11 protein-coding genes are annotated in these 13,592 nt (G+C 71.9%); 9 read left to right on the forward strand and 2 right to left on the reverse strand.

From position 1 onward, the window contains the following. Positions 1-38: 38 nt before the first annotated feature. A complete protein-coding gene (locus tag ABZ098_RS11720) occupies positions 39-791 on the forward strand; it encodes a class I SAM-dependent methyltransferase (protein ID WP_356589722.1) in 753 nt (250 codons plus the stop codon). Here ABZ098_RS11720 and fxsT read toward each other — a convergent pair. Further along, the gene (gene fxsT, locus ABZ098_RS11725; protein WP_356589724.1) at positions 749-3,952 is read right to left on the reverse strand and encodes an FxSxx-COOH system tetratricopeptide repeat protein; all 3,204 of its coding nucleotides are present in this window, start codon (positions 3,950-3,952) and stop codon (positions 749-751) included. The two genes, ABZ098_RS11720 and fxsT, sit on opposite strands and share 43 nt — an antisense overlap. A 226-nt stretch (positions 3,953-4,178) precedes the next feature. On the opposite strand from fxsT, the gene ABZ098_RS11730 reads away from it, so the two are divergent. The 7 genes from ABZ098_RS11730 to ABZ098_RS11760 all read left to right on the forward strand — a co-directional run bounded on the left by ABZ098_RS11730 (position 4,179) and on the right by ABZ098_RS11760 (position 12,019). After that, a complete protein-coding gene (locus tag ABZ098_RS11730; RefSeq protein WP_356589726.1) occupies positions 4,179-5,045 on the forward strand; it encodes a TIGR03619 family F420-dependent LLM class oxidoreductase in 867 nt (288 codons plus the stop codon). 56 nt (positions 5,046-5,101) lie between these two features. Continuing rightward, on the forward strand, positions 5,102-6,085 hold the full coding sequence (locus tag ABZ098_RS11735) for an ABC transporter substrate-binding protein (RefSeq protein ID WP_356589728.1): 984 nt from the start codon (positions 5,102-5,104) through the stop codon (positions 6,083-6,085). Positions 6,086-6,138: 53 nt separating this feature from the next. Next, a complete protein-coding gene (locus tag ABZ098_RS11740; protein WP_356589730.1) occupies positions 6,139-6,933 on the forward strand; it encodes an ABC transporter permease subunit in 795 nt (264 codons plus the stop codon). Positions 6,934-6,989: 56 nt separating this feature from the next. Continuing rightward, positions 6,990-7,946: an ABC transporter permease subunit gene (locus ABZ098_RS11745; protein WP_356589732.1), complete on the forward strand. Its 957-nt coding sequence runs from the start codon at positions 6,990-6,992 to the stop codon at positions 7,944-7,946. 132 nt (positions 7,947-8,078) lie between these two features. After that, on the forward strand, positions 8,079-8,948 hold the full coding sequence (locus ABZ098_RS11750) for an ABC transporter ATP-binding protein (RefSeq protein WP_356589734.1): 870 nt from the start codon (positions 8,079-8,081) through the stop codon (positions 8,946-8,948). Between the two features lie 147 nt (positions 8,949-9,095). Further along, complete coding sequence (gene cyc2 / locus ABZ098_RS11755; protein ID WP_356589736.1) at positions 9,096-11,255, forward strand: germacradienol/geosmin synthase Cyc2; 2,160 nt, start codon at positions 9,096-9,098, stop codon at positions 11,253-11,255. Between the two features lie 173 nt (positions 11,256-11,428). Beyond that, a complete protein-coding gene (locus ABZ098_RS11760) occupies positions 11,429-12,019 on the forward strand; it encodes a PDZ domain-containing protein (protein WP_356589738.1) in 591 nt (196 codons plus the stop codon). 15 nt (positions 12,020-12,034) lie between these two features. On the opposite strand, the gene ABZ098_RS11765 is transcribed toward ABZ098_RS11760, so the two are convergent. Beyond that, positions 12,035-12,790 (reverse strand): metallophosphoesterase, encoded by a 756-nt coding sequence (locus ABZ098_RS11765; RefSeq protein WP_356589740.1) that lies wholly within the window; start codon positions 12,788-12,790, stop codon positions 12,035-12,037. 128 nt (positions 12,791-12,918) lie between these two features. On the opposite strand from ABZ098_RS11765, the gene ABZ098_RS11770 reads away from it, so the two are divergent. After that, on the forward strand, positions 12,919-13,539 hold the full coding sequence (locus tag ABZ098_RS11770) for a LysE family translocator (RefSeq protein WP_356589742.1): 621 nt from the start codon (positions 12,919-12,921) through the stop codon (positions 13,537-13,539). Positions 13,540-13,592: the final 53 nt, after the last annotated feature.

Here is a 13,592-nt window from a genome sequence, read left to right on the forward strand (position 1 = left end):
CCGCACCTCCCGCCGGCGGGCAGCGAAAGAGGACGTCATTGACCCCGCGGTACCTGCGCAATCCTGGGGAGCCCGTCTACGACGTGGACGCACGGCGCTACCTCGACGTCTCGGACGCCCGTGACGAGGCCGACCTGCACGACGTGTTCACGGACATCTACCGCACCAACCGCTGGGGTTCCGACGAGACCCGCTCCGGACCGGGCTCGGAGCTCCAGCGCATGAAGCGCGTGATCACTCAACTCGGCGCACTCATCAAGGACTTGGGTGTCCGCTCGGTGCTGGACGCGCCGTGCGGGGACCTGAACTGGATGCGGCACGTCGACCTGCACGGCGCCTCCTACCTCGGCGGGGACGTCGTCGCGGACCTCGTCTCGGCGAACCGCGCCGAACACCCCGCCCCGGGGTGGGAGTTCCAGCTCCTCGACTTCACCGCTCAGCCCGTGCCCCGCGTCGATCTCATCGTGTGCCGGGACGCCCTCGTGCACTTCTCCTACCAGCATGTGGTGGAGGCGCTGACCCGCTTCCGGGAGAGCGGCTCGCGCTATCTGCTCACCACGACCTTCTCCCGGACGGCCGCCAACACCGACATCGTCACGGGCTGGTGGCGGCCCATCAACCTCCGGCTGGCCCCCTTCGGACTGCCCGAACCGCTGCGGGTCATCGGCGACGACGAGTCCGACGACTTCTACGACGACAAGACGCTCGCCCTGTGGGACCTCGCGCAGATCCCGGCACACTTCCCGGGCTACGAGCCGGTGGTCGCCGAGTCGGGATCGCGGGGCGCCTGATCCTCGGAACGCAGCCGGGCCAGGGCCTCCCGGGCGGCCAGTGTCCGCGGATGCCGTGACCCCAGCACCTCCTCGCAGGCCTCCCGCACCTCCGAGAACTCACCCTCGGCCGCGTCCAGTTCACCCTTGAGACACAACAGGTCGGCCAGGTTGTGCCGTACCGACAGGGTCCCCGGGTGCCGGGGCCCGAGCGTCTCCACACAGTCCGCGAGCACCGTCCGGTACTCCGCCTCCGCCTGCTCGACGTGCCCGCGCAGGTGCAGGACGTGCGCGGCGCCGTGCCGTACGGACAGGGTGAGCAGGTGCTGTTCGCCGAGCACGGTCCGCCGGGCCTCGTAGACCTCCCTGAACTCCTGTTCCGCCGCGGCGAGCCGGCCCTGGTCCTTGAGCAGGTCGGCGAGGTTGTGGCGGACCGCGAGCGTGCCCGGGTGACGGGGGCCCAGGGTCTGCACGCAGTCGGCCAGGACCGTGCGGTACTCGGTCTCGGCCCGGTCGGTCCGGCCCCGCAGGTGCAGGACGTGCGCGGCACCGTGCCGTACCGAGAGGGTGAGCAGGTGCTGTTCGCCGAGCACCTCCCGGCGGGCCGCGTACACCTCCCTGAACTCCGCCTCGGCCGCCTCCAGTTGGCCCCGCTCCATCAGCAGGTCGGCCAGGTTGTGCCGGACCACCAGGGTGTGCGGATGCATGTCGCCGAGCAGCCTGCGCTGGACCTCGAACACCTCCCGGAACTCCGTCTCCGCGTCGCCGGGCCAGCCCCGGTCGCGGAGCACCGTGGCCAGGCCGTGCCGGGCGGCCACGGTCTCGGGGTGGTCCTCGCCGTAGGCGTCCGCGCGCAGCCCGAGGACCGCGCGGAACTCGTGCTCGGCCTCCACGAGCAGGCCCCGGTCACGCAGGACGTCCGCGAGGTCGTGGCGCACCGCGAGGGTGATCGGGTGCCGTTCGCCCAGTACGTCCGCGCACACCCCGAGCGTCTCCCGCAGCTCCTGCTCGGCCTGCCGGAACATGCCGCGCTCGTGCAGCACCTGGGCCATCTCGTGCCGGGTGACCAGGGTGTCGGGGTGGTTCGTGCCGAGCGTCTCCCGGTAGGCGTCCAGGAGCAGGCGGTACTCCTCCTCGGCCGCCGCGAGCAGCCCCCGGTACCGGGCCATCCAGGCGACACCCTTGCGGGCCGCGAGGGTCCGGGGGTCGCGCTCGCCCAGCAGGGCCCGGCGCGTGGCGTGGACCGCGCGGTACTCGGTCTCCGCCTCGACCGGGCGGCCCCGGCCACCCAGCAGGTTCGCGAGCGCGTACCGGGCGTCGGCGGTCTCGCACGCCGCGTCGCCGAACAGGGCCCGGGTGTCCTCCAGCACCGTGCGCAGCAGTGACTCGGCCGCCGCCAGCCGGCCGCGCAGATGCAGCAAGTGGGCGGCGGCCGACCGTACTTCGAGCGCGTCCGGGTCACGCGGACCGCACGCCAGCACGACCGGCTCGCACGCCCCGAGCACCTCCTCCGCCCGGTCAAGCCAGCCCCGCCGGATCAGGTGCCGGGCCCCGGCCGCGGCCGCCCGCAGCGCCTTGGAGACCAGCTCGTCCTCGGCCTCGTACGGGTCGCCGATCAGGGCCAGCGGGGCGTCGCAGTGCGGGAGCAGCAGCCGCCAGCGCGGCCAGTCGCGCGGGTCGTCCTCGCTGAGCTCGGCGGTGGCGCAGACGACGAGGTCGGCGACGACGGCCGCGTACTCCCGCATGTGCTCGGCGAGGTCCCGCTGGAGCCGGCCGGCGTCCCGGACCAACGGGTGCATCAGCAGGGTGCGGGTGTGGTCGTCGCCGCCGGGCGGGGTGTGCAGCTCGACCAGACCGAAGTCGGCCAGCGAGGTGAGCGCGGTGTACAGCTCCTGGGGTGTGACACCGGGCAGCAGCGAGGAATCCGCCAGCCGGTCGGGGCGCAGCAGGCCCACCAGCGGCACCGGTGCCTCGCCGAGGCAGCACAGGAGCCGCATCAGGGGCCGGGCCTGGGCGATGCCCCGCCGCTCCAGGAGGTCCAGCGACAGCTCCCAGGTGCCGGTCACCGGCACGGAGTAGTTGCTGCCCTGCTGCCCGGGCGGGTGCTCGTCGAGGAGTTCGGTGAAGCGCTCGTCGAGGGCCGCGCGGTAGTCGGCGTACGTCCGCACGGTCGTCGTGCCCGGCCAGGCGGGGAACGCCGAGGCCGCCGCGAGATGCGAGCCAGCGATGCGCAGCGCCAGCGGCAGCCCGCCGAGCCGCCGGGTCAGCAGCCGGGCGTCCTCACGGGAACCGGCCCGCTCCCCGGCCAGGTCCCACAGCACCTCGGTGGCGTCGTCCTCCTCCAGGGCGTCGACCGAGTGCAGCGTGGCCCACGGCCCCCAGGTCGTCGGGCTGCTGTCCCGGCTGGTGATCAGCACCAGGCCGGGCAGCTCCGCGGCGGGCCGGATCCAGCCCCTGCCCTCCGCCAACCGCCCGTAGGGCGCGAGGTGTTCGGGCTCGTCGGCGTTGTCCACCACCAGCAGCCAGGGGCTCGCGGTGTCGCACAGCCGCCGCCACAGCAGGTCCGTCGCGCTCGAACGGCCCGACCAGGCGCGGTCGATGAGGTCCGGTGGGGTGCCCAGCGCGGCCACCACCTCGCGCATCCCGGCGCTCAGGGTGGCGGGGTTCTTCGCCGTCACCCACCACACGTCGACGTTGAGCGCGGCGGCGTAGGCGGCGATCTCCAGGGCGACCGTCGTCTTGCCGCTCCCGCCCATGCCGTGCAGCACCCGCACACCCGAAGTCGGCTTGCCCACCAGCTGTTTGAGCGTGTCCAGGAGCGGTTCGCGGCCCCGCACACGGCGGTCGAGCCGGCCCAGCGGAGGCGCGACGGTCAGCGCGCCCGGGGCCCGGACCGGCTCCAGCGGGGCCTGCGCCTGCTGAACCTGGATGAAGACCGGGCGCGCGATGCCGGAGAACTCCTGGACGAACTCGGCCAGCAGACCGGACAGATCGGGATTCCGGGCCAGCAGACCGCGCAAGGTGGTGTCCCACTCCTGCCGCTGCTCCCGCAGCATGATCTCCTGGCGGGCCGGCGGTGCCGCGTCGAGCTCCGCCCGTGCCCGGTCCAGCCGCTCGACGTCCTCCCGCCGCAGGAACCGCGCCATCCGCTGCCGGGCCACCTGCCAGGCATCCGTGGTCATCAGCCCGACCATCGTGCCCGCTGCGGCGGCAGCGGTCTGGGTGAACAACTCTGCCCCGAACACCGAGGACCCCCTGTCGGCACACACCTCGACGGCTACGTCCGAACCCCTCTCCCGTCCTCAGGTTCTCATGTCACGCGCCCCGGCAAGGGATGAACGGCGGCTGCCACCTTGTTGGCCCGGGTGCACCACCCCCTGTCGCCTCATCCCGAGGGAGTCGCACCGCATGCGTCTGGGAGTCGCACCGCACCGTCTGTGGCCCGCACACGAGGACGAACTCGACGGCGTCCTCGAAACCGCCCGTACCGCCGAGGAGTTGGGCTTCGACCACCTCATCGCGAGCAGCCACCTGCTGGCGGGGGATACGGGCGTGACCCCGGACCCGCTGGTCCTGCTGTCCGCCGTGGCCGGGGCGACCACCCGGATCGGGCTGGTGACCAGCGTCCTGATCCTGCCCCTGTACAACCCGGTCGTCGTCGCCCACCAGACCGCCACGCTCGACCGGCTGTCCGCGGGCCGGTTCACCCTCGGAGTCGGCACCGGATGGGACGCCACGGAGTTCGACGCAGCCGGAGTGCCGTTCGCCGGACGGGGCCGCCGCGCCGACGAACAGCTCGACGTCGTACGGAAGTTGTGGCGCGACGAGGCCGAGGTACGGCTCGGGGTGCGGCCGCGCACGCCCGGAGGACCGCCCGTGTGGGTCGGCGGCCACAGCGACGCGGCCCTGCGCCGGGCGCTGCGGTACGGCGACGCGTGGCACGGGTCCGGGCTGGACACGGCCGGACTCACCGAGGTACGGGCCCGGCTGACGGAGCTCGGCAAGGAGGTGGGGCGGGATCCGGCCACGCCGTTGGAGCTGACGGCGGGGCAGGTGCTCGTACCGCCGGGCTTCGAGGCGGCCGTACACCTGCCCGGGCGGCGCCCGTTGGGCGGGGCGGACCCGTCCGCCGAGCGGGTGCGCGAGGAGCTCGGGCAGCTCGCCGAAGCCGGGCTCGCCGCCTGCTCGCTGTGGCTGCCGGTCGCCACCGAGGCGCTGCCCGACGCGCTCGGCTGGGTCGCGGAGGAGGTCCTTGCGCGTTTCTCCGAAGAGTGACGATTCGGCTGACCTTGATGTAGTGATCATGTCAATCTATCGGTCATCATGCCCGGATGACGGTGGGACTGGCGTTACGACCTCGGCGTTCGGGAAGCGGGAAGGTGGCCGCCGCCACGGCCGCCCTCCTGCTGGTGCTCACGGGCTGCGGCGGTGACGGGGACTCCTCGTCCTCGGGCGGCGGGCGCACGGCGGTCAGGGTGGCCGCGCTGCCCCTCAGCGACTGCGCCATGCTCTACATCGCCCAGAACCGCGGCCTGTTCGAGAAGGAGGGCCTCGACGTCCGCGTCCAGCAGATCCAGCAGAGCCTCCAGGCGCTGCCCGCCCTGTCCAAGGGGCAGATCGACATGGTCGCGAGCGCGAACTACGTCACCTACCTCCAGGCCCAGGACCAGGGCACCCTCGACATCCGTATCGTCGCCGAGGCGATCAGGGCGGCGCCGCGCATGATGGAGGTGCTGGTGCCCAAGGACTCCGACATCAAGACCGTCGCCGACCTCGCGGGCAGGAAGCTCGCCGTCAACGTCCTCAACAACGTCCAGTCGCTGACGTTCAACGAGATCCTGGCGAAACAGGGCGTCGGCCGTCCCGTCTACCGCCAGATCCCCTTCCCGCAGATGGGCGTCGCCCTGGACAAGGGACAGGTCGACGCCGTGCACGTGGTCGAGCCCTACGACAGCTCCGTCCAGGACGAGTTGGGGGCGAGGGTGCTGGTGGACGGGGCGTCCGCGCCCGTCGAGTCGATCCCGCTCAGCGGATACATCACGACGGAGAAGTACGCCGGGAGGAACGCCGACGCGCTCGCGCGATTCCAGCGGGCCCTGAAGGCGGCCGTGAAGCTCGCCGACGCCGATCCGTCCCTGGTGCGTGAGGTGCTGCCGACGTACACCAAGGTCAGCAGGGAGCAGGCGGAGAAGATCGACCTGCCGGTGTATCCGGAGACCATGGACGGGACGCAACTCGCCCGGCTCACCACGCTGATGGAGAAGCAGAAGATGCTGAGGAAACCGGTCGACCCTTCGACGCTGCTGGTGAAGTGAGGGGCGTTCGCCGGTTCGGGCGCGAAATCGAGCTATATGTACGACATCTGAGCTTGCGTCAGGAGCTATGGCTCGGCCTCCTCGGCGTGCTGCTCGCCTTCGGTGTCTGCGAGGCGGTGAGCCGGGTCGGCCTGGTGCGCCGCAGCTATCTGCCACCCGCCTCCGAAGTCCTTGTCCGAGCCGCCGAGTTGGCGGGCGACCCAGCCTTCCTCGACGGCATCGGCGTCACCCTGCGCGCCTGGGCGCTGGGCCTCGTCCTCGCCTGTGCGATCGCCGTACCGCTCGGGCTGCTGCTCGGCAGCGTCCCGCTCGTCGACGCGGCCGCCCGGGCGATCGTGGAGCTGTTGCGGCCCCTGCCGTCCGTCGCCCTGATCCCCCTGGTCTCCCTGCTCCTCGGCTCCGGCACCGGGACCGAGGTCGCGCTGATCACCTACGCCTCGGTGTGGCCGATCCTCTTCAACACCGTCTACGGCCTGGGCGAGACCGACCCCCTCGCCAAGGACACCCTGCGCGCCTTCGGCTTCGGCCGCCTCGCGGTCCTCCTGCGCGCCGAACTCCCCGCCACGGCCCCCTTCATCGCCGCCGGCGTCCGCATCTCCGCCGCCGTCGCCCTCATCCTCGCCGTGGCCACGGAGATCCTCTCCGGCTTCGGCGAGGGCCTCGGCATCTTCATCGCCCAGGCGGGCCTGGCCACGGACGGCACGAGGGATGTCCTGGCGGGTGTGGTGTGGGCTGGACTCCTGGGCCTCGTCATCAACGGAGCGCTGGTGTGGGCGGAACGCCGACTGTTCCCCTGGACACCGGAACACCGGGAGACGGCGACGGCCGGGAGGGGGGTGAGCCGATGAGGGGGGCGGGTGAGCGTGGGGGTGACGAGGGGTGGGGGGAGGAAGTGGGGAAGGGGATGGGGCAGGCAGCGGGGGAGGTGTCTGGGCTGGGGTCGTCGGGCTCGTCGGTGTCCTCGGCGTCGGCGTCGGCGGGGGAGTCGGCGGCGGCGCAGTTGCCCGGGTGGCACCCTCCCTCCCCGCCGCAGACGCACCTGTCATCGTCCTCGAAGGCACCCACACACGGCCCCCGTGCCGCAGTCGCGCACCCCGCCCTCCTGCGCCGGCTGGTCCTCGTCCTGGCCGTGGGGGTGTGGGAGGTGGCCACCCGGGCTCGCGGCAGCGTCTACTTCCCGCCCCCGCACCGCATCGCGCGCCACGTGCACGAGCTGTGGTTCGACGGGCCCGCCCGGCACCTCTTCCTCAGCCCGGCCGCCGTGGACGACATCCTGCCCAGCCTCGGCCGGATGGCCGCCGGGTTCGCGCTGGCGGCCGTCGCCGGGGTCGTACTGGGCGTCGCGGTGGGCCGGTCGCGGCGGGCGTACGCGCTGGCTAACCCCGTCCTCCAGTTCGCCCGGGCCGTGCCGCCTCCCGCCCTGGTCCCCGTCTTCGTCGTGGTCTTCGCCTTCGGCACCCCGATGCAGATCGCCTCGATCACCTTCAGTGCCGTCTGGCCGGTGCTGATCAACACCGCGGCCGGCGTCCGCAACACCGACCCGCTGCGCCTCGACGTCGCCGCGGTCCTGCGCCTGAACACCGCCGAACGCCTGTGGTTCCTCGTCCTGCCCTCGGCGCTGCCCCGCATCTTCGCCGGGCTGCGCCTGAGCCTTTCGCTCTCCCTCATCCTCATGGTGTTCTCGGAACTGCTGCCGGGCACCGCGAACGGCATCGGCTTCACGCTCACCGAGGCCCAGACCCGCTCGGACCTGCTCACCGTATGGGCGGCCCTGGTCCTGGTCGGCGCCCTCGGCTTCGTGCTCAACACGGCCCTGCTGGCGGTCGAGAAACGGTTGGCCGGCAGGGAGAGGGCCACGTGAGTCACATGGGTTATATGGGTCATGTAGGGCACATGGGTCACGTGGGTCACATCGTCCCGCCACACCAACCACATCAGTCACAGAAGTCACCCTGGCCACGCGATCCGTACGCGGGAAGAGGGAACCGATCGCATGCTCCAGCTCTCCGAGGTCGGCCAGCACTACGGCGACCACCAGGTCCTGCACGACATCACCCTCACCGTCCCCGCCGGCCAACTCCTCTGCGTCGTCGGCCCGTCCGGCTGCGGCAAGTCCACCCTGCTGCGGACCATCGCCGGTCTGCTCCCCGCCCGCGAGGGCACGATCGCCATCGACGGCGCCCCGGTGGCCGGCGTCCCCGACAACCTGGCCGTCGTCTTCCAGGACTACGGCCGCTCCCTCTTCCCCTGGCTCACGGTCCGCGACAACGTCGCCCTGCCCCTGCGTCGCCGCGGCCTCGCCCGCACCGAACGGCGCGACCAGGCCGACCGCATCCTCGAGCGCGTCGGCCTGTCCGGCGCCGCCCGCCGCCGTCCCTGGCAGCTCTCCGGCGGTATGCAGCAGCGCGTCGCCATCGCCCGCGCCCTCGTCTGCCGCCCCACTCTCCTCCTCATGGACGAGCCCTTCGGTTCCCTCGACGCCCAGACCCGCGAAGACCTGGAGGACCTGCTCCTGGAGGTCCACCGCACCGACGGCACGACCATCGTGTTCGTCACCCACGACATCGACGAGAGCGTCTACGTCGGCGACCGCGTCGTCGTCCTCTCCCCGGGCCCCGGCTCCCGGATCGTCCTGGATCTGCCGGTCCGGCTCCCCGGCCACCGGGACCAGATCGCCACCCGGGGACTGCCGGAGTTCGTCGCACTGAGGGCGGAGGTGGGACGGGCGGTCCGCAACCGGAGGGTTCAGCACACCGGCGGAGGAGTGCAGAGCAGCCGCGGAGAAGCAGAGAACAGCGACGGAGGAGCAGAGAACAGCGACGGAGGAGCAGAGAACGGCGACGGAGAAGCTCAAGCCACCTGAACGTCCCGCCGCCCACCCGCCCACACCCACTCACCGCACGCCACAAGTCCGCCCGAGAACGCCGGAGTTCAACCCGGATTCACGCGATGGTGTGATCATGTGTGCCGTGGCGGATGCCCGGGGAGGGCCCTGGGTAGGGCCCGGCTCATGACGCAGCAGCCCTTCGAACTCCCGCACTTCTACATGCCGTATCCCGCGCGGCTGAACCCGCACGTCGACGAGGCCCGCGCCCACTCGACCGTGTGGGCGCGCGAGATGGGCATGCTGGAGGGTTCCGGGATCTGGGAGCAGTCCGACCTCGACGCGCACGACTACGGCCTGCTCTGCGCCTACACACACCCCGACTGCGACGGCCCCGCCCTCTCGCTCATCACCGACTGGTACGTGTGGGTGTTCTTCTTCGACGACCACTTCCTGGAGACCTTCAAGCGCACCCAGGACCGCGCCGGCGGCAAGGCCTACCTCGACCGGCTGCCCCTGTTCATGCCGATGGACCTGTCGACCCCGATGCCCGAGCCGCAGAACCCGGTCGAGGCGGGCCTCGCCGACCTGTGGAAGCGGACCGTGCCGTCGATGTCCGCCGGCTGGCGCCGCCGCTTCGCCGTCGCCACCGAGCATCTGCTCAACGAGTCCCTGTGGGAGCTGTCAAACATCAACGAGGGGCGGATCGCCAACCCCGTCGAGTACATCGAGATGCGCCGCAAGGTCGGCGGCGCCCCCTGGTCGGCCGGTCTGGTGGAGTACGCGACGGCCGAGGTACCGGCGGCCGTCGCCGGATCACGGCCCCTGCGCGTGCTGATGGAGACCTTCTCCGACGCCGTCCACCTGCGCAACGACCTGTTCTCCTACCAGCGCGAGGTCGAGGACGAGGGCGAACTCAGCAACGGCGTCCTCGTCCTGGAGACCTTCTTCGGCTGCACCACCCAGGAGGCCGCCGACACCGTCAACGACGTCCTCACCTCCCGCCTCCACCAGTTCGAGCACACCGCCCTCACCGAGGTCCCCGCGCTCGCCCTGGAGAACGGTCTGTCCCCGGCCGAGGTGACCGCGGTCGCCAAGTACACGCAGGGCCTCCAGGACTGGCAGTCCGGTGGCCACGAATGGCACATGCGCTCCAGCCGTTACATGAACGCCCGCGCCGACACCACCTCCCCCTGGCAGGCCCTGACCGGCCCCGGCACCTCGGCCGCCGACGTCGGCGCCCTGCTCGCCGCGGCCGGCGCCGAGCGGCTGCGCGCCCACACGCACGTGCCGTTCCAGAAGGTCGGGCCGTCCCTGCTGCCCGACTTCTACATGCCGTTCCAGGTGGAGCACAGCCCCCATCTGCCCGGCGCCCGCCCGCGTCTCGTCGAGTGGACACGCCGCATGGGCATGCTCCAGGAGGGCGTGTGGGACGAGGACAAGCTCGCCGCGGCCGACCTCCCCCTGTGCTCCGCGGGCATCGACCCGGACGCGAGCCCCGAGGCACTGGACCTGAGCTCGGACTGGCTGGCCTGGGGCACCTACGGCGACGACTACTACCCGCTCGTCTACGGCGGCCGCCGCGACCTCGCCGCAGCCCGCCTGACCACCCAGCGGCTGTCGGACTGCATGCCCCTCGACGGCGAGCAGACCCTCGTCCCCGTCAACGCCATGGAACGCGGCCTGACCGACCTGTGGGCCCGCACCACGGCGCAGATGACCCCGGACCAGCGGCGCACCCTCAAGGACGCCGTGAACGTGATGACCGAGAGCTGGGTCTGGGAGCTGGCCAACCAGATCCAGCACCGCGTCCCCGACCCGGTCGACTACCTGGAGATGCGGCGCGCCACCTTCGGCTCCGACCTCACCATGAGCATGTGCCGCATGGGCCACGGCCCCGCCGTCCCCCCGGAGGTCTACCGCAGCGGCCCCGTGCGCTCCCTGGAGAACGCCGCGGTCGACTACGCGTGCCTGCTCAACGACGTCTTCTCGTACCAGAAGGAGATCGAGTACGAGGGTGAGATCCACAACTCGATCCTCGTCGTGCAGAACTTCTTCGGCATCGACTACCCGAGCGCGCTGCGCGTCGTCCACGACCTGATGACCCAGCGGATGCAGCAGTTCGAGCACGTCGCGGCGCACGAACTGCCCGTCGTGTACGACGACTTCGGGCTCTCGGAGGAGGCACGCGAGGTCATGCGCGGTTACGTCACCGACCTCCAGCACTGGATGGCGGGCATCCTGCACTGGCACCGCACGGTCGACCGCTACAAGGCCGAACACCTGGCCGCCCGCACCCACGGCTTCCTCCCGGACCGCCCCCCGGCGCTCCCCTTGGCTGGCTGACCCGACGGCTGCGGGAGCGTTCCGCGCGTGGAACTTTGCAGACCGGTTGGTTCGGTCGCCGCTACCCGCTCCTGACCACCGTCAGTTCCCGTCAGTCTCACTCGTTCGTGGCTCGTCGCGCGCCGGTACGACGGGTAGACACCAGCCGGTGGTGATCCAGCCGGAGGCGATCCATGGAACAGACTGCGTTGCGCCCCAAGCCGATGCCCGGTCAGGAGTCCGGCGGGGGCGGGAAGTCGGGACCCGCGCGGCGCCCGCACGCCGCGCGCCGGCGTGGGCGCCGGCTCACGACCCTGCTGTTCGGTCTGTTCGTCGCGGCCGTCCTGGTGCTGTCGGGGGTGGGACTCGGGGCGGTCGGCGCCACGGTGATCGGCATGAGCAAACTCGCGGAACTGCGCCGGCAGGAGGGGCCTCACCAGGGTGGCCCGTCCGCCTCGGCGCATCCTGACCCCTCCCTGCCGTCCGCGGGGCCGACCACAGCCCCCGCGCCCGCGCCCGCCGCGCCGACCCTCGGTCTGGAGGCCGTGGACGCCGAGAAGTCGGGTGCGCTGGTGGTCGGAGTCCACGTCCCCGGGCCGGGCTTCGCGGCCGGCCTGGTCCGCGGCGACGTACTCCTCGCCTTCGGCCGGACCCGTATCGACACGGCGGACGACCTCGCGCGTGCCGTCGCGGGCGCCCGGGCCGGCCGCGAGGTGGTACTGACGGTCCGCCACCGCAGCGGCGGCTACCAGCAGCTCACGGCCGTACCCGGAGTCGTCGTCTGACCCCTCGGCACGTGTTCAAGTGACCACCCGGAAGTGCGTGGTCAGCCGTCCCTCGTCGTCCAGCACATGAAAGGCCAGGCCGACCGGCGCGTCCCGGTCCGCGATCTGCTCGCCCTCCCAGGGCAGCCGCAGCGTCCAGGTCACCCCGGGCCCGACGACCAGGGGCCGCCCCGCGAACGCGGTCGCCGCGGGTGTGTGCGCGTGCCCCGTGATCAGTCCGGCGATCTCGGGCCGCCGTTGCAGCAGTGCGGCCAGCCGCGCGCGGTCTCGCAGCTGGTAGGAGTCGGGCAGGGGGTGGTGCACCGCCACCGGAGGATGGTGGAAGGCCAGCAGCGCCGGACGACTCCCGTCCAGTTCGTCGAGCGTGGCCTCGATCCAGTCGTACGTCTCCTCGTCCAGGGCCCCCTCGTCGCTCCCGGGGATGCTGGAATCGCACATCAGTACCGCACCGCCGTCGAAGACGCGCACGCTGTTCACCGGCCCGTCGGCCGCCGGTTGCCGCAACAGGGCCTTGCGGTACGGGGCGCGGCTGTCGTGGTTGCCGGGGCAGGTGAGCACCGGGAACGGCGGGTCGGCCTCGTGCAGTCCCAGGATCCGCGCGGCCTCCTCGTACTCCGCCTCGGCGCCGTGATCCGCGATGTCGCCGGTCACCAGCAGGGCGTCCACCTCTCCTGGCAACCGCCACAGCCGGTCGCGCACCCGTTCGGCGCGCTCCGTCGACCGTGCGGTCCCGTCGAGATGCAGATCGCTGATGTGTGCGAGCACGAGCACGACGTTCCCCCTCGTCTAATGTTTTGAATTGATCCAAGCATTAGAAGTGATTCCCGATCAAGCTCCTTCCGTCGGCCGGGGCGGAAAACGACTGGTCCGCATCCGGCCACCGACGGCACGATGAGCCCATGCCGACCACGCTCATCGCCTTCCTGGGGGCCTGCACCCTCGTCGCCGCGTCACCCGGGCCGAGCACCGTGCTGATCATCAAGCAGTCCCTGCACAGCAGGCGCGCCGGCTTCCTGACCGTGCTCGGCAACGAGACCGGCGTGTTCATCTGGGGCGTCGTCGCCGCGCTCGGCCTGACCGCCCTGCTGACGGCCTCCGAGATCGCCTACGACGTGATGCGGATCGTCGGAGCCGTCGTGCTGGTCGCGTTCGGCGTCCAGGCGCTGCGGCAGGCACGCCGCGCCAAGGGGGCCGCAGACGACGGCTGGGAGAGCACCGGCAGGACCGGCTGGGCCGCCTACCGCGCGGGACTGCTCCTCAACCTCGCGAACCCCAAGGCGGCCGTCTTCGCCATGTCCTTCCTGCCGCAGTTCGTGCCCCGGGGCGCCCCGCACCTGCCCACCATGGTCGGGCTCGCCGCGCTCTGGGCGGTCTACGAGATCGGCTACTACGGCCTCTACGTGTGGTTCGTCGGCCGGTTGCGGGCCGTGCTGTCCCGCGCGGGCGTGCGCCGACGGCTGGAACAGGTCTCCGGGGGCGTCCTGCTGCTCCTCGGCGTCCGCATGGCCCTCGAGAGCTGACGTACGACCGGCGACCCGTGCGGGCCCTGCGAAAGACGGTGTCGACCGGCTCG

Source organism: Streptomyces sp. NPDC006335, assembly GCF_040612795.1.
In the GTDB taxonomy this organism is placed as follows: Bacteria; Actinomycetota; Actinomycetes; order Streptomycetales; family Streptomycetaceae; genus Streptomyces.

What these genes read in the sequence shown, in the direction of transcription:
- fxsT (WP_356589724.1), bottom strand. Translation starts at nt 3,952, where the DNA reads ATGACCACGGATGCCTGGCAGGTGGCCCGGCAGCGGATGGCGCGGTTC.
- ABZ098_RS11730 (WP_356589726.1), top strand. Translation starts at nt 4,179, where the DNA reads ATGCGTCTGGGAGTCGCACCGCACCGTCTGTGGCCCGCACACGAGGAC.
- ABZ098_RS11735 (WP_356589728.1), top strand. Translation starts at nt 5,102, where the DNA reads ATGACGGTGGGACTGGCGTTACGACCTCGGCGTTCGGGAAGCGGGAAG.
- ABZ098_RS11745 (WP_356589732.1), top strand. Translation starts at nt 6,990, where the DNA reads ATGGGGCAGGCAGCGGGGGAGGTGTCTGGGCTGGGGTCGTCGGGCTCG.
- ABZ098_RS11750 (WP_356589734.1), top strand. Translation starts at nt 8,079, where the DNA reads ATGCTCCAGCTCTCCGAGGTCGGCCAGCACTACGGCGACCACCAGGTC.
- cyc2 (WP_356589736.1), top strand. Translation starts at nt 9,096, where the DNA reads ATGACGCAGCAGCCCTTCGAACTCCCGCACTTCTACATGCCGTATCCC.
- ABZ098_RS11760 (WP_356589738.1), top strand. Translation starts at nt 11,429, where the DNA reads ATGGAACAGACTGCGTTGCGCCCCAAGCCGATGCCCGGTCAGGAGTCC.
- ABZ098_RS11770 (WP_356589742.1), top strand. Translation starts at nt 12,919, where the DNA reads ATGCCGACCACGCTCATCGCCTTCCTGGGGGCCTGCACCCTCGTCGCC.